Source organism: Clostridium lacusfryxellense, from assembly GCF_018861735.1.
GTDB classification, from domain to species: domain Bacteria; phylum Bacillota; class Clostridia; order Clostridiales; family Clostridiaceae; genus Clostridium_AD; species Clostridium_AD lacusfryxellense.
In genome coordinates this window covers 1-19,602 of the sequence record NZ_JAHLEB010000032.1, presented here as the reverse complement: position 1 = coordinate 19,602, position 19,602 = coordinate 1, and the positions used below count along the sequence as shown (strand labels likewise).

Below are 19,602 nucleotides of genomic sequence, written 5' to 3'. Positions count from 1 at the left end.
AAAAAGAAGATCCTTATGTTAATATAATTCATAAGGTGGGGATAAAATATGATTGAAATTACTTCTGTAAATAAGAGCTACAATAGCAAAAATAAGGCGGTAGACAATATAAGTTTAACTGTACGAGATGGAGAAATTTTCGGCTTTTTAGGACCAAATGGAGCTGGAAAAACTACTACTATTAAAATGATAACTGGAATATTAAGTCCTGATAGCGGTAAAATTACTATCAATGGAATAGACATAGAAAGGAACGATTTGGATGCTAAAAAGCAATTTGGTTTTGTACCTGATAACCCTGATATGTTTTTAAGGCTTAAGGGAATTGAGTATCTAAACTTTATGGCAGATATTTATGATGTTTCTAGTGAACTTAGAAAAGAAAGGATAAAAACACTATCAAATAGATTTGAGATGAGTAACGCATTAACGGATCAGATTCAAAGTTATTCACATGGTATGAGGCAAAAGATTATTATTATGGGCGCACTTATCCATGAGCCAGAGGTTTGGATTTTAGACGAACCAATGACTGGTCTTGATCCAAAATCCTCATATGTACTGAAAGAAATGATGAGAGAACATGCAAATAACGGTAAAAGTGTATTTTTCTCAACTCATGTTCTAGAAGTTGCAGAAAAAATATGCGACAGGGTAGCTGTAATAAATAAGGGGAAAATGTTGTTTTGTGGAACACTTGAAGAATTAAGAAATCATTTTAAGGACAGTGGTTCTTTAGAAAAGATCTTCTTGGAGATGACTGAAAATGAGTAATTTTATAGCTTTGACTAGGGTATTATTAAAAACAGGATCGCAGTCTTCAAGTAATAAAAAAAACAAAAAGAAAATAAAGGGATTTTTTCTTGCACTGGTTTTAATTTTAGCGTTTACACCAATGGCAGTAGGGTTTGGAAAGTTTTTATCAGCGGCTTATGATGGATTACATTCAGTGGGGCAAGAAGCAGCTATATTGGGATTTGGGTTATCTGTTGTTAGTATTGTAATTTTCTTTTTTGGAATCTTTTATGCAATGAGTATTTTTTACTTTTCTATGGATGTGGAAAATTTACTACCATTACCTTTGAAACCGTGGCATATTATGGGTGCTAAATTTACTGTAGTATTAATTTATGAATACTTTACTGAAATTATATTTTTTGTGCCTACACTCATCGCGTTTGGTGTAAAGAGTGGTGGGGGAATTGTGTATTATATTTATGGAGTTGTTATATTTCTATTACTGCCTATAATACCATTAGTAATGGCATCTATAATTAACATGATTATAATGAGGTTCACTAATATTGCTAAAAATAAGGATAGGTTTAGATTGTTTGGTGGAATTCTAGCTATGGGTTTCGGTGTAGGGATAAATTTATATATTCAGAAATTCACTCAAAATTTAACTCAATCAGCAATTACTGAAATGTTTGCAAGAGGAAATAATTCGTTACTGTCTTTAGCTAGTAGTATATTTCCAAGCACCAAGGTTGCTGTAAATAGTCTAATTAATACAGATAGTATTCAAGGTTTTATTAATTTAACTATATTCATTTTAATAACAATAGCCTCATTAATAATATTTATAATATTAGGTCAGTCATTGTATTTTAAAGGTGTCATGGGAGTGTCTGAAACGACATCAAAGAGAAAAACTCTTAGTAACATCGAGCTTATAAAAAATACGTCACAAAGTTCTTCTCTAAGGATATACTTATTTAAAGAACTAAAGCTTCTATTTAGGACACCTATTTATTTTATGAATTGTGTACTTATGAATTTTTTATTTCCCATATTTTTACTAATACCGTTTTTTTCCAAAGATGGAGGCGGGTCACAACTTAAGACTATAACTACTTTTTTACAAGGTGATAAAGGAGTAGGCATTGTGTTAGCTGTTTTCTTTGCATTTATAGTTTTTGCATCCTGTAGTAATGCTATTTCCACTACAGCAATATCTAGAGAAGGGAAAAATCTATATATATTAAAATATATACCTATGAAATATAAAGACCAGCTTATAGCAAAGGTATTATCAGCGGTAGTTTTAGGTGCGGTGGCTATGATCATGATAATAGTGCTTGGTATAGTATTACTTAAAATTACATTAGAGGTTGTATTATTAATGATAATAGTTGGAAGTGTTGGCATATTATTTACATCACTTATAGGCATTTTTATTGATTTGAATTTCCCGAAACTTCAATGGGATACTGAACAAGAGGCAGTAAAGCGAAACTTTAATGTAATGATTAGTATGATTATTTGTGGAGCATTAGGTGGGCTTACAGTATTCGTGATTATAAAATATGTTATAACTAAATGGATAGCATTTGCTTTAATATTAGGGTTATTTGGGATATTAGATATAGTGTTATATTTCATGCTAGGGACAAAAGGAGTAGAATTATTAAGAAAGATTGAGTCTTAGAATATTTAAAATACTAATATAAGTATAATTTTAGTGTTTTTGGCTAAAAATATTGACATAGTGATTTATTTGCAATACAATTATTATGAAATAAATGTATTGATAAGATAAATGCAATGATGAGAAGAGTAATAAGCCTAAATGTTAAAAGAGAGCTGAGAGCGGTGAAAATCAGTAGCAGGTTGACTTATGAACATGGTCTTTAAGCAGATTATCCAAGTTATAAATTTAAAAGATTATTATCTAAATAGACTTTTGGATTTGATTAGTAGGATAATACGGGAGCAACCGTTATATTGACAGGTGATAATGGTCACCCATTGAGGTCTTTATAGTGATGTAAGGATAAATTAGAGTGGTAAAACGTTAAATACGTCTCTAAACAGGATATTTTTTCTGTTTAGAGATTTTTTTTATTTCCCGGGAAATAAAATCTTAGATTATTATAATTAAGATAAGATGTCTAAAAAGTACATTAAATTAAAATACGAGAGGCAGGAAAAAAACTATGAATAAAAAAACTTTTTACATTACTACACCAATATATTATCCATCAGCAAGTTTGCACATTGGTAATACATATACAACTGTATCAGCGGATGCAATTGCTAGATTTAAGAGACTTACAGGTTATGATGTAATGTTCTTAGCAGGAACAGATGAGCATGGTCAAAAGATTCAAAGAATAGCAGAAGAAAAAGGCGTTACTCCAAAAGAGTATGTAGATAAAATAGTGGCAGGTATACAAGAATTGTGGAAAATAATGGACATAAGTTATGATAAGTTTATAAGAACAACTGATGATTATCATAAGAAGGCAGTTCAAAAACTATTTAAACAGCTGTATGATCAAGGAGATATATATAAAAGTGCATATGAAGGTTGGTATTGTACTCCATGTGAATCTTTCTGGACAGAAACTCAGGCAGTAGACGGGAAATGCCCTGATTGTGGAAGACCAGTAGAGAAAGCAAAGGAAGAGGCATATTTCTTCAAAATGTCTAAATATGCAGATAGGCTTATAGAATATATAGAAACACACCCAGAGTTCATTCAACCAGAATCAAGAAAAAATGAAATGTTAAATAATTTCTTAAGACCTGGTCTTCAAGATTTATGCGTTTCAAGAACAACATTTAACTGGGGAATACCAGTAGAATTTGATCCGGGCCACGTTATATATGTATGGGTAGATGCTTTGTCTAACTATATAACAGCTCTTGGCTATAATGGTGAAGATACTACGCTTTATGATAAATATTGGCCAGCAGATGTACACTTAATAGGTAAAGATATCTTAAGATTTCATACGATTTATTGGCCAATAATGCTTATGGCATTAGAACTTCCTCTTCCAAAACAGGTATTCGGTCATGGATGGCTTCTTTTTGATGGTGGAGTAAAAATGTCAAAATCTAAAGGAAATGTAGTAGATCCAGTGATATTAGTTAATCATTTTGGAGTGGATGCAGTAAGATATTATTTGCTTCATGAAATACCATTCGGAAATGATGGAATATTTACTAATGAAATATTCATAAAGAAAACAAATTCAGACTTAGCTAATGATTTAGGAAACCTATTATCAAGAACCGTATCAATGGTAGAAAAATACTTTGATGGAGTTATTCCAGCTCCAGCAGAAAAATTTGATGTTGATAATGAACTTATAGAACTTGCACTTGCAGTTCCTGGCAAAGTAGAAAAAGCTATAGATGATTTAAAAATCCCTGAGGCACTAGATCATGTTTGGACACTTATTAGAAGAACTAACAAGTATATTGATGAAACATCTCCATGGGTACTTGGAAAAGATGAATCTCAAAAGGAAAGATTGGGCACAGTAATGTACAATTTAGTAGAATCTTTAAGAATGACATCTGTATTAATATCAGCATTTTTGCCAACTACAAGCAGTAAAATAAATGCTCAAATAAATACGCAGCTAGTTACATGGGATAGCTTAGCATCATTTGATGGTACAATTGCTGGAACAAAAGTTAATAAAGGTGATGTAATGTTCCCAAGAATAGACGTAGAAGCTAAAATAGAAGAGCTTGATGCGCTTGTGGAGGAGCAAAGAAAATTAACTCGAAAACCTACTATAGAGCCAATTAAAGCAGAGATTTCTATAGAGGATTTTGATAAGATAGATATGAGAGTGGTTAAAGTATTAGAATGCGTAGCGATGAAAAAATCTAAGAAACTACTTAAATTAAAAGTGGATTTAGGTGGAGAAATAAGACAAGTAATTTCAGGAATCGCTCTAAATTATAAACCAGAAGACTTGATAGGGAAGTATGTAGTGTTAGTAGCTAATCTAAAGGCAGTTACTTTAAGAGGCGAATTATCACAGGGAATGATAATTGCAGCAGCTAATGAAGACGATAGTAAGCTATTTGCCATATCTATCGACGGTGATCTCCCTACAGGAAGTACAGTAAGATAAAACTATATTAAAGAGGATAATAAATTGCTTGTATAGGTATATTGTTCTTATGCAAGCATCAATTATTTTTACAAGGAGGAAACCACATGAAGTTTATCATAGGTTCTTTAATTGGGGCTGTAATTGGATATATAACAAATTGGTTAGCTATAAAAATGTTATTTAGGCCTCATAATGAGGTTAGAATATTTAATGTTAAAGTGCCGTTCACCCCAGGGCTTATTCCAAAAGAGAAATCTAGGATAGCTAAAAGCGTAGGTGAGTCAATAGGTCAACATCTTTTGACAAAGGAGACAATTCTGAGGTCTTTATGTAGTGAAAATATGAACCAGAAATTAGATGCTTGGGTACAAAGTAAAGTAGCTACAATAAAAGATAATGATTTTACATTAGAGCATGAGATAAAAGCTTTGCTTGGAAATGAATATTCAAGTTTCACTAAAAATGTAAGCGATAATGGTTCTAAATTACTTGTGGAATATATAAATGAAAAAGAGATAATTCATAATATTGCTAAGTATATTAGCTCTCAATTAATGTTAGAACTAAAAGTAAAACCAGCATCCATTTGTGAAAGTGAATTATATAATACAATAAAAGATAAAGTACTAAATATGGCTATTGAGTATAAGGATTCGGATGAGCTTTATAGAGGAATTCAAAAAATGTTAAAAGAGAAATTAGCTGAATTGGTAGTTTTAGATAAGAAATTTGACGAAGTTATACCAAATGGGTTAGTTAGTGGCTTAAAAGTATATGTTTTCGGCAAAAAATATGAAATTTCTATGGCAATAAAAAAAATGTTGAAAGAAGAAAAAAACAGTAAAAAATTAAAAGAAATTGTTGGGGAAACAATAAGTACTAAATTAAGTCCTATGATAGCTATGTTTATGAATACAGATACTATTTATGAAAAAGTTGTAATTGGATTAGATGAATTTCTAGATGAACCAAAAAATCATGATGATATTGCATTAATAGTTAACGATATAATAGACAAATTGCTAAGTAATTCTATAGCAAGTGTGCTTTCTGAGTTGCCTAAAGAGGGACTTGATAATGGGATAGAACCTTTAATAAATGTATTCACAACAAACGTTTTAGATGAAAAATTTATTAGAAGTGTAATAGCGGTTATTGAGGGTAAGTTTAATAATTACTCATCTGTTGAAGAAATATTAGATAAGACAGGATTAGATTATAAGAAGGTAATAGAAGAGATAATAAATAACCGGATCCAGGTTATGGTGAAAAGTGAATCTACGCTCATAAAAGTTACAGAAATAGTACATTTAATCATTAATAGAGTATTACAAATAGAGATGAGATCAATATTTAGCGGAGAGAAAAACAAAGTAGCTCAATCTATCTCAACTATAGCTCGCGATTTGTACAATAAATTTATAGAAAATAAGGCATCAGATGTAATTGAAGTACTAGATATACCAAAAATAGTTGAAGAAAAGATCAATGAATTTGATGTAGAATTTTCTGAGAAACTAATTTTAGAGATTGCAAGTAAAGAACTTAAAGCTATAACGTGGCTGGGCGCTCTGCTTGGTGCAATTATGGGGTTATTATCTCCAATATTAGGGTCGCTTTAGACTGTAATAATTAATAAGTAAAAGTCACTTTCGATTAGAGAGCGACTTTTACTTATTTAATTATTAAAAATAGAAAGGACGGTGTATTTATTATGATATTTGATTCACATGCACATTATGATGATGAAGCTTTTAATGTAGATAGAGATGATGTACTTTTAGGGTTAAAGGATAAAGGTGTAATAGGTGTTTTAAACTGTGGTGCATCAATTGAAGGTGCAAGAATGTCGGTTGAGTTATCAAAAAAATATGACTTTATATATTCAGCAGTGGGTGTGCACCCAGAATACGCGGATATTGTCAATGATGATCTTATTTGTGAACTAAGGGACTTAACACGGTTTCATAAAGTTCGTGCTATTGGGGAGATAGGACTTGATTACTTCTATGATGAAAATCCAGATAGAGAAATTCAAAAGAGAGCATTTAGACTTCAAATGGAGTTAGCGCGTCAGCTTAAATTACCAGTGGTTATCCATGATAGGGACGCTCACATGGATACTTTGGAAATATTAAAGGAATTTCCACAGGTAATAGGAACTATTCACTGCTTTTCGGGAAGTGTTGAATTTGCACGTGAATGTTTAAAACTCGGTTATTATATAGGGTTTACCGGAGTTATAACCTTTAAAAATGCAAAAAAAATAGTAGAGGTCGCAAAAGAAGTGCCAATGGATAGGATACTTGTAGAAACCGATTGTCCATACATGGCACCTGTACCTAACAGAGGGAAAAGGAATGAGTCTGATTATATTAAGTATATAATTGAGAAAATATCAGAAATTAAGGGTAAATCCATAGAAGAAATCGAATGTGCTACGATTTTTAATATAAAACAATTGCTAAAAATTCCCAAATAGTGTATAGTGGTTATTATTCCAATATATGAAACTATTTTACATGCCATTATTAGTAATTAAAATTAGTTGGCCAACATATAATTTTAATGGTAATTGTTATTTTTACCAGTTTACCCTCAAGACTGGGTTAGTTTCATCTATGCATAATGATGCATTATCAGTCAAATTTAAGAGAGAAAGGCTTAGAATTTGACATATTAATTGCTTCAAGGTATAATACCCAAGTATTCTTGACTAAGGGAGGGAATCTTTATGATGAAAAACGCTAGAGATAATTTTAAAAATTATTTTTCAAACGGACCCAAGACGATTTTTGTAGTAATGCTAATATTAACATGCATTACAATGACTGTATTTAATATGAAAAAAGCTATATCTGTTATTGTTGATGGTAAATCTATAGAAGTTACAACTTTAAAAAGTAATGTTACTCAAATACTAGAAACAAACAATATAGCATTGGGGTCAAAAGATCAAATAACGGTGAGTCTAGACAGTAAAGTAAAAGACGGAGATAAAATATATATAAAAAAGGCTGTAAATGTTAAAGTAAATGTTGATGGGAAAGAACTTAATATTCAAACTGCCGAGGGCACAGTTGATGCTATGCTAAAAGCAGAGAAAATTATATTAAGTGATAAAGACAAGATTACACCATTAAAAAGTGATTCACTAAAATCAGGTCTCACGGTAAATATAACAAGGGTGAAAACTGAGAATGTGAAGGAAACTAAAGCTATAAACTTTGCAACTGAAATTAAAAAAAGCGATGAACTAAAAAAAGGTGTTAAAAAAGTCATTCAAAAGGGTAAAGCAGGACAGAAGGTTATAACTTCAGCTGTTGTCTATGAAAATGGCAAAGAGGTATCTAGAAATTTAGTTAGTGAACAATTTAAATCGCAACCTGTTAAAGAGATAATTGCATTAGGGACTACTAGTGTATATTCACCGTCACGTGGAGGTGATATTAGTTATTCTAAGAAACTTAAGGTTAGGGCAACAGCATATACTGCTGATTATAATTGCACTGGGAAAGGCCCAGATGACCCTGCCTTTGGAATAACGTCCACTGGTAAAACCGCAAAAAGAAACCCTAATGGCTATAGTACTGTAGCTGTTGATCCTAGAGTAATTCCACTTGGAACTAAGCTTTATATAGAGGGATATGGATATGGCATTGCAGAAGATGTAGGTGGGGCTATTAAGGGTAATAAGATAGATTTATACTATAATTCTAGTGGTGAAAGCTGGAATTGGGGAGCTCGAAATGTAAATATCTACGTTTTAAAATAGGAGCATAAGCTCCTTTTTTTTGTTTTGTGGTTCACTATTAATAAGTAAAATGGTATTATAGATACGATGATAAAAAAAATACTAAGGCATGTCCTTATTTTTTTGCAATTATATAATAATGGGAATACTTTAGTTTAGTATAGTATGGCTGTTGACATTTGGTAGTTGGTATTTGATTAAGCTTGCAATTAGGAGGAGAACATATGATTAAAGAAGTGATAGTTGTTGAAGGAAGAGATGATATTACAGCAGTTAAAAGGGCAGTAGAAGCTGAACTGATTTCTGTAAGTGGGTTTGGAATTAATGAGAAGGTAATTAATAAAATAAGAGAAGCACAAAAGCGAAGAGGTGTAATAATATTTACCGATCCGGACTTTGCTGGGGAAAAGATAAGAAAGATAATTACTAAAAGAGTACCTAATTGCAAGCATGCTTACATATCGCAAAAAGAAGGAAATAAGAATGGAAACATAGGTGTTGAAAACGCATCACCTGAAACTATAATAAAAGCTCTTGAAGCAGCAAAATTTGAGGTTCAAGAGAAAAGAAAAGTATTTGACGTCAAAGATATGATATTTTTTAAATTGACGGCAAATATTAGAGCAAAGGAAAGGCGAGATGCGTTAGGCAATGAATTAGGTATAGGATACGGTAATTCTGCGCAATTTATAACAAGACTTAACAATTACGGAATTGTAAAAGAAGAATTTATAGAGGCTTTGGAAAAAATAAACAAGGAGATGAATTATGGCGGATTTGACGATTAGTGAAGTTAGTAAAAAATATGAATTTAGGTTTAAAAAAGGTTTAGGCCAAAATTTTTTAATAGATGACTCTGTGCTGGATGATGTTGTAGATGGAGCGGATGTTAATGAAGAAGATTTTATTATAGAGATAGGACCGGGATTTGGAACATTAACTAGAGCTCTATTAAGAAGGGCTAAAAGAGTTTGTGCTATAGAGCTCGATGATAAACTTTTGCCGATTCTGGAAGACGAGCTAAAAGAGTTTGATAATTTTGAACTTATACATAATGATGCTTTAAAAGTAGATTTTAATGAATTAATTGGGGATGAAAAGTCAGTAAAATTAGTAGCTAATTTACCATATTATTTAACTACTCCAATAATTGTTAACTTGCTTACTGGTGGTTATAATTTCAAATCTTTAACTATAATGATACAAAAGGAAGTTGCGCAAAGGATAGATTCAGAGCCGAATTGTAAGGCTTATGGAGCTTTCTCAATATTAGTACAGTACTATTGTGACACGAAAATACTTCGACTTGTGCCACCGACAGCATTTTTACCACAGCCAAAGGTAGAATCTATGGTTATAAGATTAGATAGATTAAAAGAGCCTAAAGTTAAGGTTAAAGATGAGGCCTTATTCTTTTCTTTAGTAAGAAAATCTTTTAATATGAGAAGAAAAATCTTATGGAATTCTGTTAAAGATATAGGAATTCCTAAAGAAGAACTCTTAAAATGTTTTGAGAGAGCAAATATAGATCCTAAAAGAAGAGGCGAAACTTTATCATTAGAGGAGTTTGCTTTGCTTTCGGATGAAATAGGACTTGCAAAATAAATTTTCAGATGTTGTTCATATTCTGTAACATCCTTCATATATTATAATGAATAAGTTTTATATGGAGGTAAAAGAGCGTGACACCTAAAAAAAATTATAGTAGGTATTTTATTATATTGCAGGAAGACGAAAAAGGGTATTCATTAGACTCTGGCAAAATTCCCTCGGGCTATGCAAAACTCGAAATGAAAAACAGTAAATGTAAGATTTCTTATTACGTACAAAATCTAAAAAAGGATAAACAACCTTATTACATGATTTTAATATGTGGTAAAAAAGATGTAAACAAGATTATAAAAGTCGGTAAATTGAACATAGACGATCACGGTAGGGTAGATATTTTCCATGAATATGATATGGACAATATAGCAGATACTGGAATTGCTGCTGAAAAAATTATTGGAGCTGCAATTGTAAAATTTCTAGATGTTAATGTAATTTCGATAATGAGTGGGTTTTCAACAACAGACAAACCGATTGATTGGAAAAGTTACAAAGTAGCAGATGGAAATAAGGAAAAGAAAGAAACAAGGTCTGAGGATTTAGTTAATGAATTTGATGAATACGAGCAAAGTATTGAGTTAATTAAAGTCAAAAGTGATCAAGAAAACTCAAAAATAGTAGATAAGAAGGAAAGAGTTAAGGTTGAACCTATGGAAGCCAAAGAGAATGTTGATGAAGAAAACAATGCTATTAAGCTAGAATTAGAAGATCAAAGACATACTAATGAAAGCGTTAAAGTAACAGGTGAACCAGAAGAAGAGATAGAAATTAATAATACAGAAGATATTTTTGAAGTTGATATAGATAGACATAAAAAACATAAAGAATGTAAAGAAGACAAAAAAGATAATGAATGTAAAGAAAATAAAAAAGAAAAATGTGATAATAAGGAAAATAATTATAACAAAGATGGATATGCTAAGGGGAATATGGGAACTTTCTTTAAATCGGTAGTGGAAGATTTAGAAGAAGTACAAGATTTTTCAAAGGAAATTAAGTGGTGTACATGGTTTAAGGTGCCGGTGCATAACTTAGAGAATATGTATGACCTAAGCGACTATAACAAATATACTATAGCCTATTATCCTATGATTTGTTACTTCCCATACATTAGAAATCATAAATCCTTTATGTTAGGATATAAATGTGATTCAAGTGGTAAAATGAAATATATTGTTTATGGAATCCCAGGAAGCCGCTCCAAAAATCATCAGCCTTATGGTGGTAAAACTGGTTTTGTAACTTGGATTGAGGGAAAAGATAATGATGGAATGGGACATTGGTTGATGTTTTACGATTTCAAAAATTCTACTATTGTTGTACCTGTAAAAAAATAATGCAGATAAAATTAATGTGTGGCTAAATAATTTAGCCACACATTAATTTTTTTAATATTTTAATATTATGTATCATATAGTATATTAATATTAATTTGTGGAGGGGTACATTGAAAGTTATATTTATAAACAGAAAAAAAGTTGGAATTATCGTAGTAATCATTGGACTTATGATTTCATTGATGGGGATATCAAAGCAATTTGATAATAAGTTAAAAACTACTATTCTTGTTGAGAATAATATTAAACTACTTAACGATTATAGGACCTCAGATGGAAAAATAAGTTATAGATTACCAATGGGGTGGACAACATCAGAAAAAAATTTTCCTGGCGATGAAATTAAATATCACAATGATTTTCAATCATCAGATGCTGTAATTCATGGATTTGTAGAGGTCTGGAAAGGTAAAGAAGACCTAAAACTATTTTTTGATAAGAGCAAAGACATATCACAAGAGCAAAATCAGATCAAAAATTACAAAATTGAGAATTTAATTATAAATGGTAAAAAAACATATTTAGTGAAGTATTTAATTAATACAACAGGGAATAATTGGTACAAGTCATATGAATATTTCGTTGATGGTGGTCAAGAATTTTACAGATTTTCATTTTTCGTAAGAGATGTTAATTTTAAAGATACCTATGCAGCTATTTTTCAAAGTATAGTTGAAACTTTAAAAATTCAATAAATTAGGTTTAATTGGGTTTGCTTAAAACTTTTTAAAGTATTATAATTACGTAATGGTATTTTAAAATAAGAGTTTAATGTTATTATGTAAATATATAGCTATGGTACATATATGTATCGTTTTTAGAGAGTTGTGAGCTAGGAGGAGCAAATTATGCTTCTCTTAGTATTTTGTGCTAAAAAGCCTAAGCAAAGGGCGTAAAACAGCGCACGATATTAATAAGGAGGGTGAAAATGAAACCAGTATTATTTGAGTTTTCTTTTATAAAGATTTATGGGTATGGATTAATGATAGCAATAGGGATTATTGCAGCGCTTTTACTATTATCATATAGGGGCAAGAAAAAAAAATATAATGAGGAAAATATTTGGGATATGGCTATATTAGTAATCATTTGTGGTATTGTAGGCGGAAAAGTGATGTACATAATAACTGATATTAAGTTCATATTAAAACAACCTTCAATATTAAAAAATGTTGGGAATGGATTTGTTATTTATGGAGCCATTCTGGGAGGTGTATTAGCGGTATACTGGTATAGTAGGAAAAAAGGTTGGGATACACTTAGTGCATTTGATTTGATAATTCCAAGTCTACCTTTGGCCCAAGGATTTGGACGGATAGGTTGTTTTCTAGCTGGATGTTGTTATGGTAGTGTAACAACGTTACCAATAGGAGTAGAGTTTAAAAATTCACCATTTGCGCCTGCAAATCTGCATTTACATCCAACGCAGTTATATTCTAGCATATTTGATTTTATGTTAGCGATTTTTTTACTTTGGTATGATAGACGCGAAAGAAAGAAAGGAAGATTATTTTCCCTTTACCTTATTATATATAGTATTGGCAGATTTTTAATAGAGTTCCTAAGAGATGACCCTAGAGGTAGCATTTCTATATTTTCTACATCACAATTTATTAGTATATTTGTTGTTCTTATTGGAGTACTATTATTTAATGCACAAAGAATAAAATCAATAACGCGTAAATAAGATATGATAGCGAGGAGGATAACAAATGATAAAAAATAAAAACAAGTTCATTTTATTTTCTTTTATCGTTATGGCTACATTTATGTTTACAGGATGTAAAAATTTTGATCAAATTAAAGTAAAGATCGGAATTAAAAACCAGGATTTCGAATATATTAAGCAAGGCAGAATTAAGAAGATAACTATACAAAGTACTAGAGATAAAAGTTTTAGATTTGTTGTTACAGATGAAGTAGCTATAAAAGATTTGTATGAGATTTTGTCATCAGCTAAGGAAGTTGATGAAAAATCAACACTAGAACCAGATTATATATTTGAAATGTATGAAGGTGTAAATAAAATACATAAATTTAGTTATATTGCTGGACTTGATGAAAAAAATGGTGCTAACTTGTACAGTGATGATAAAAGCTATATCGTATCTAAGAGAATTGATAATGATATTATTAAAAACTTTTGGAATATCAGAAAACCAATTAATTTTGAGGCTGTATATTATGACTCAATTATAGAGGTATTAGATAAGCATATAAAGGATGAGGGCAAAGGTGAAAAAATAATTCTTGATATAAGTGAGGATAATGAAGCAACTAAATTTATGTTGTCAACGGATTTAGAATCGTTTAAAGAAAAATTGCTTAAGGATTTTAATACAGTGTTACTAAAAGATAAGGAAACACCTTATGATAAGCTAATAACCGTTAAAACGGAAGGATATAAATCAACTATATATAAATCCTCTGTGACTATTAAAACTAACTTAGATGAGAAAGAAAAGAAATATTATGTAATAGCTAAGTATGATAAAGGAACATGGAAAATAGAGACTTTCGAAGATGAAAAACCTAGCGGGTTTTAAATAATATTAATAATGAGGGGCCGTTTTTGTTTAACAAAAATGGCCTCTTATTATTTTAAATACATTAGAGGAAATTTATCATTGAATCTTTAAGCATGCAAGATGGTGCTTCATTATTTAGATCAACAGTGTCTCCTAATTTTGAATGTTTAGGTAAACGAATAACGCTTACATTTACAGTAGTTCCATTTGAAAAATTTACAAAAGCATCAGTATTGTTTAGATCAATTATTTTTCCAAACATTATAAAAACATCCTTTCATAATTATATATATACTCTATTGTAGTTTTAACAATGAGAGCTATTATATACACAAAAATGATAATGTTATTATAAATTACATAAACTAAAAAACACCTACCACAAAGTGATAGGTGTTTTATCTATAATTAATTTGTATATTATAGATGAGTTAGAATTTGAATTATACTCTAGTAACGTTTGAAGCTTGAGGGCCTCTAGCACCAGTAGTTATTTCAAATTGAACTTGTTGTCCTTCTTCAAGTGATTTGTATCCGTCTCCTTGAATAGCTGAGAAATGTACGAATACGTCCTCTTCTCCTTCTACTGATAAGAATCCGAACCCTTTTTCTGAATTAAACCATTTAACTGTACCTGTTTTCATATAACTTTCCTCCTGAATAAAAAAATTTGCAACATTTGTAACATAACTATTATAATACTACACTTTAGTAACTTTTTAAATAGTTTTTTTAAAATAAATAACATTTTTAATATAATTACACCATTTGTTTAGTAAAAATACCATAAATTCATTTTATTTCATTATATTACAGTTTGATATACAATATTAATAGTTTGGCTTTTAATGTTTTTTTTATACTGTTTTATTAAATATAATTTAATATTTTAACAGACAGAGTTTCGTTTAGTTCATCATTAATAGTAAATGTATTGCCATCTATTTTTAAAGCATTTTTCATATTCATAACAAAGGTCTCTACACCATCTAAAGGAAGCGAAACGTTGGAGGTTTTATAGTGCATGGGAAAGACTATTTTTGGATTTATTTTTTTAGTGATTTCGGAGGCTTCTTTACCATCGATTGTATAGTTACCACCTACTGGAATAAACAATATATCTACGTCTCCAATTGCCTCAATATCATTATTAGAAAGTGAGTGACCTAAATCTCCTAGGTGACAAAAGGAATACTTATCCATTCTAAAAGTAAATATTATATTATCACCACGTTTTAAACCTTTATCCTTGTCATGATAAGAAGGCGTGCCTTTTATGTATATATTATTTATGTTATATATGCCAAGCTTATTTATTATTTCACAATTGCAATTTAATTCTTTAGTATAATTGTGATCAAAATGATTATGGCTTATAGTAACAATATTAGGACTTCCATTATAAACATCATATCCTAGGGTTGAATCAAAAGGATCTGTTAAAAGCTTTATGCCTTTAGAATCTTCCAAAAGAAAACATGAATGTCCAAGCCAAGTTATTTTCATATAAAGTCTCCTTCTTGCTAAATAATATTTTGAAGCTTTTCATGACAATAAAACAATACTTATTATGCCGCATTTAGTGTGATAATAAACATCTTAGAAAGTAAAATATTAAGTTTTAATTATTATTTTAAAAATATTAAAGTTTATTAAAAAAATATAGAGATAAGAAAAAAAGTATAGTATAATTAACTCATTATTAATACCATAATTTACTTTTATAATTAATAAAATCTATAAAAAGATATTATTAATTAAATACATTAAATATGGTAAATTAGGAGGAATTATATGAAAAATATTTTTAAAGGAATTTTATTTATGATTTTAATTTTTACATTTTGTATTCCTATGCAAAAGACAGTAAAGGCAATTGACTATACAAGCATAGGATCTAAAAAAGATGTTATAGTTAATAAAATCTGGACGCTTAGTTTTAATAATTCTTTAAGTTTAGCTACGATAAACACAAAGAACATAAAGGTTATTGATGAGAATAATAAATACATAGATATTAAAGTTAGTTTAGGCAGTAATAATAAAAACATAATAGTCCAACCACAAAAAAACTATGGATATAATAAGAAATATACCTTAATAGTTACTAAAAGCGTTAAGTATTTAACTGGGAAAAATCTCTCAAAAGAAGTTAGAATGAGTTTTAATACTATAATTTCACCTCCCAAACCAAGTAAGTTCATTGTGTGCATAAATGCAGCAAGGGGTGGAAGTGACAATGGTGGTATCGGACCTACTGGATTAAAAGAAAAAGATGTTAATTTAGATGTAGCCTTAAGGCTTGGTAAACTTCTAGAAAAACAAAATGTACAAGTTGTTTACACTAGGAAGAGTAATAGTGTAAATTGGAATAGTGTTAATGAAATAAAACAAAGACTTAACGTATCAAACAATGCCAAGGCCGATTTACTTATAACTATTAGCTGCAATGGAGATAAATCTAAAACTGCTAATGGTATAGAGACATACTATTTAAATGGCAGCACTAAAGGCAAGCAACTAGCGCAGTATATTCAGCTACAATTAGTAGGTAAAACTAAAGCAATAGATAGAGGAACTAAAGCAAGTAGTTTTAATAGCTTAAAACTGTCTAATTCACCAGGAGTTATGGCAACATTAGGATTTATAACTAATAAAAGTGAGGAAGGTAAACTAAAAACTAGTGTATATAAAGATAAGTTGGCTTTGGCTTTTAAAGATGGAATTGTAAAGTATATAAGTGTAAATCCCAAATTTGCTAGTGCCCCAAAAGATACAAATCAAGGGGTGATTTATGTTAATGATATTACAACAAAATATAAAGTAGTTTTAGACGCAGGTCATGGAGGATATGATCCAGGAGCTATAGGACCAAGCGGTCTTAAGGAAAAGGTTGTAGCTCTAGCTGTTACTTTAAAAGTAGGGAAAATATTATCTAAAAATGGTGTTGAAATTGTATACACAAGAACAAGTGACAATATATCATGGTCAACTAATCAAACTCAAAATCTTAAGGCAAGAACTGATATTTCAAATATTGCGAAACCAAATTATTTTGTAAGTATTCATGCAAATAGTTATTCAAATACGGTAGCTAAGGGCGTTGAGACTTTTTACTATAGTGGAGGTGCAGCTGGAGAGAAATTGGCTCAGGCTGTTCAATCTGAGTTAGTTAAAGAAACTGGTAGATTAAATAGGAAGATTAAAACAGCAGGATTTTATGTATTAAAAAATGTAGATGCAACGGCTATATTGGTAGAAACATCATTTATATCTAATCCAGAAGAGGAAAAGTTATTAGCTACAGATGTTTATCAAAATAAATTAGCTAAGGCTATTTCAGTAGGAATTCTTAAAAATTTAGGAATAAGTAATATATTATATTAATATAAAAAAATCACAACAATAGTATGTTTACTATTGTTGTGATTTTTTTATGAATTTAAATATATAATTGTTTTTTTATTAGATCTATATTAGATATCTAATAAATTCTTAGTATAGTTAGAATAACAAAATCTAAGCTCTTCAACCTTCATATCTAATTCTATTTGTAATGCGGAAAGTTCTTCATAGTTTTCTGCATTAGTAGCTTCATTTATTTTAGTAAAGAGGCTAGTTTTTGAATATGTGTCTTTCATAAGCAGATGCCTTAAATCACTAACTTTTTCCCAATTAGCCAAATCTAAATCCAAAGCCTTTTCAGCGACATGAATCATTTTACATTTTCTAATTTCATCTGCATAATTGTGTAATAATCTATTATTTATTTCAGTAACCCATCTAGATGTTATTGCCATTCTAAAACTATTTATTACACTATCAGTAAATACACCATGAGATTTTAGAACTTCAAGTTTATCTGGATACTTATCTAATGCAGTAACATTCTCAAAAACTGTTTTAGGAGCTTTTCCAAAATACTCTGCTCTTTGATCTTCTGTATAGTATTCAAATACATCTTCTTCACTTCTGTAAGCTCTATCTTTCTCTAAATAAGAACTGTCGTCTCCTGGTGCTTTAGATAATTCTTTTAGAAGATCATCTTCAGATTTATTGTTTTCTATTGCATATGATATTCCGTCAAGCATACCCATAAATAAAGTAGATAAAGCTAAATATGTGTTAGTATGTGGACATGGAGCTCTAAGTTCAAATCTTGTTGCAAGAGGATTATCAAGGTCTCTTATTAATGCAAGTAATATAGATCTGTTTCTCGAAGGAACATCTACACTGTGACCAAGTGAAGTTACTATACATATAGGAGCTTCAAAACCAACTTTTAATCTTCTTAAAGAATCATTTGTTGAAGAAACAAATGGATTTATTACTTCATAATTTTTAAGAATACCCATTACAGATGCATATCCTAAAGTACTCATGAAATGTTCTTTATTTGAATTAAATAAATTAACCCTTTTACCATTTTTAAGTTTTACAGCAATTCCGATATGAGTATGTTCACCACTTCCAGCAACATCATGAACTGGTTTTGCTAAAAAGTTAACATCCAAACCGTTAAGTCTAAAAGTTTCTTTAACTAAATTTCTAATAAATAATTCATTGTCTGCACATTGAAGAGCGTCTGAAAACTTCCAATCTATTTCAAGTTGTTCCATGATGTGGGTTAAAGAGCCAGCTTCACCAATTTGGGCTTTTACGCCACCAACTTCTTTATGTCCCATTTCAGGTTCAAAACCATACTTCTCCATTAATAGAAGAGTTTGTTCTAGGGCTGTTCTAACGCTTCCCTTAGTTTTGCTCCAATATTGTTCTTTTAATACTTGAGAAGTAGATAATTCTTCAATATCAGCTTGATCATCAGGTGTTTTTACCCAAAATTCTAATTCAGTAGCTGAAGTGAGTGTTAATTTATCAATATCTTCATATTTAAAGTCAAAAGAATTTAAAGCAGATGGATTTTCTTTGAATAAATCAAGGACAGTAGATTTAAAGCTTTCAACTGATCTTTTCAATATTGATCTTGAATCTACTGCAATTTTATCATGTAACAATACACATGGAATTTTGAGTGTTCCTATAGGTAATTCTGTCTCAGGGTCAATGTTTTCAAGATTGTAGTCTACGTACCAATTACAATCGAGATCTGCAAGCATATCTAATTTAGCGTTGTTTAAAGTTGCAATTCCGGGCAATACTACAGATGAACCATCAGTTTGAATAGCTCCTTTAGAGAAACCATCAATATCATCTAAGAATATTTGCATTGGAATTCTCTCGTCAGTATCATTACCGGATAAATCAATACCAACTAAGGAAACAAATTTCACCTCAGAGTGGGCAAGTAAAAGTTCTTTAATCTCTTTTTCGGAATGGTTTTCTTTAGGAATTACATAAATTAATTTTTTCAAAATAATATTCCTCCTTTTAAGATATATATTTATAGCCGATTGCACAATTCTGCAATCATTGAATTGCCTAACTTTTAAGCCGTTAGGCTTTTATATTTTCCTCCACTGTGAGAGAATAAATGTAACGACACAAAATATTAT

Annotated in this window: 17 protein-coding genes; 13 read left to right on the top strand and 4 right to left on the bottom strand. The window is 30.1% G+C overall.

What is annotated here, in order from left to right:
• Positions 1 to 48 precede the first annotated feature (48 nt).
• The 12 genes from KPL55_RS16490 (at position 49) to KPL55_RS16435 (ending at position 14,107) form a co-directional block, all read left to right on the top strand.
• Complete coding sequence (locus KPL55_RS16490; RefSeq protein WP_216307840.1) at positions 49 to 774, top strand: ABC transporter ATP-binding protein; 726 nt, start codon at positions 49 to 51, stop codon at positions 772 to 774.
• Positions 767 to 2,431 (top strand): putative ABC transporter permease subunit, encoded by a 1,665-nt coding sequence (locus KPL55_RS16485; RefSeq protein ID WP_216307839.1) that lies wholly within the window; start codon positions 767 to 769, stop codon positions 2,429 to 2,431. Before KPL55_RS16490 ends, KPL55_RS16485 begins: the two co-directional genes overlap by 8 nt.
• 508 nt (positions 2,432 to 2,939) lie before the next feature.
• Entirely contained in the window at positions 2,940 to 4,880 is a 1,941-nt protein-coding gene (metG, locus tag KPL55_RS16480; RefSeq protein WP_216307838.1) for a methionine--tRNA ligase, read from the top strand.
• An 86-nt stretch (positions 4,881 to 4,966) separates the two neighbouring features.
• A complete protein-coding gene (locus KPL55_RS16475) occupies positions 4,967 to 6,484 on the top strand; it encodes a DUF445 family protein (RefSeq protein ID WP_216307837.1) in 1,518 nt (505 codons plus the stop codon).
• Positions 6,485 to 6,576: 92 nt separating this feature from the next.
• Positions 6,577 to 7,344, top strand: a complete 768-nt coding sequence (locus tag KPL55_RS16470) for a TatD family hydrolase (protein WP_216307836.1) — start codon at positions 6,577 to 6,579, stop codon at positions 7,342 to 7,344.
• A 252-nt stretch (positions 7,345 to 7,596) separates the two neighbouring features.
• Complete coding sequence (locus KPL55_RS16465) at positions 7,597 to 8,637, top strand: resuscitation-promoting factor (RefSeq protein ID WP_216307835.1); 1,041 nt, start codon at positions 7,597 to 7,599, stop codon at positions 8,635 to 8,637.
• A gap of 203 nt (positions 8,638 to 8,840) precedes the next feature.
• Positions 8,841 to 9,404, top strand: coding sequence for a ribonuclease M5 (gene rnmV, locus KPL55_RS16460; protein WP_216307834.1), 564 nt, complete (start codon positions 8,841 to 8,843; stop codon positions 9,402 to 9,404).
• Positions 9,385 to 10,221 (top strand): 16S rRNA (adenine(1518)-N(6)/adenine(1519)-N(6))-dimethyltransferase RsmA, encoded by an 837-nt coding sequence (gene rsmA, locus KPL55_RS16455; RefSeq protein WP_216307833.1) that lies wholly within the window; start codon positions 9,385 to 9,387, stop codon positions 10,219 to 10,221. The genes rnmV and rsmA overlap by 20 nt, the downstream gene beginning before the upstream one ends.
• Positions 10,222 to 10,298: 77 nt before the next feature.
• Positions 10,299 to 11,561 carry a DUF7922 domain-containing protein gene (locus tag KPL55_RS16450; protein WP_216307832.1) on the top strand — a complete coding sequence of 421 codons (1,263 nt, stop codon included), beginning with the start codon at positions 10,299 to 10,301 and terminating at the stop codon, positions 11,559 to 11,561.
• Positions 11,562 to 11,671: 110 nt separating this feature from the next.
• Positions 11,672 to 12,256 carry a hypothetical protein gene (locus tag KPL55_RS16445; protein ID WP_216307831.1) on the top strand — a complete coding sequence of 195 codons (585 nt, stop codon included), beginning with the start codon at positions 11,672 to 11,674 and terminating at the stop codon, positions 12,254 to 12,256.
• Between the two features lie 233 nt (positions 12,257 to 12,489).
• On the top strand, positions 12,490 to 13,248 hold the full coding sequence (locus KPL55_RS16440) for a prolipoprotein diacylglyceryl transferase (RefSeq protein WP_216307830.1): 759 nt from the start codon (positions 12,490 to 12,492) through the stop codon (positions 13,246 to 13,248).
• A 25-nt stretch (positions 13,249 to 13,273) separates the two neighbouring features.
• Positions 13,274 to 14,107: a YhfM domain-containing protein gene (locus tag KPL55_RS16435; RefSeq protein WP_216307829.1), complete on the top strand. Its 834-nt coding sequence runs from the start codon at positions 13,274 to 13,276 to the stop codon at positions 14,105 to 14,107.
• Positions 14,108 to 14,171: 64 nt separating this feature from the next.
• On the opposite strand, the gene KPL55_RS16430 is transcribed toward KPL55_RS16435, so the two are convergent.
• The 3 genes from KPL55_RS16430 to KPL55_RS16420 form a co-directional block, all read right to left on the bottom strand.
• Positions 14,172 to 14,351, bottom strand: a complete 180-nt coding sequence (locus KPL55_RS16430) for a hypothetical protein (RefSeq protein WP_216307828.1) — start codon at positions 14,349 to 14,351, stop codon at positions 14,172 to 14,174.
• Between the two features lie 181 nt (positions 14,352 to 14,532).
• Complete coding sequence (locus KPL55_RS16425; RefSeq protein ID WP_216307827.1) at positions 14,533 to 14,733, bottom strand: cold-shock protein; 201 nt, start codon at positions 14,731 to 14,733, stop codon at positions 14,533 to 14,535.
• A 226-nt stretch (positions 14,734 to 14,959) separates the two neighbouring features.
• On the bottom strand, positions 14,960 to 15,595 hold the full coding sequence (locus tag KPL55_RS16420) for an MBL fold metallo-hydrolase (protein ID WP_216307826.1): 636 nt from the start codon (positions 15,593 to 15,595) through the stop codon (positions 14,960 to 14,962).
• Between the two features lie 288 nt (positions 15,596 to 15,883).
• Here KPL55_RS16420 and KPL55_RS16415 point away from each other — a divergent pair, with 288 nt between their 5' ends.
• A complete protein-coding gene (locus KPL55_RS16415) occupies positions 15,884 to 17,476 on the top strand; it encodes an N-acetylmuramoyl-L-alanine amidase (protein WP_216307825.1) in 1,593 nt (530 codons plus the stop codon).
• 89 nt (positions 17,477 to 17,565) lie between these two features.
• On the opposite strand, the gene KPL55_RS16410 is transcribed toward KPL55_RS16415, so the two are convergent.
• Entirely contained in the window at positions 17,566 to 19,464 is a 1,899-nt protein-coding gene (locus KPL55_RS16410) for a type I glutamate--ammonia ligase (RefSeq protein WP_216307877.1), read from the bottom strand.
• Positions 19,465 to 19,602: the final 138 nt, after the last annotated feature.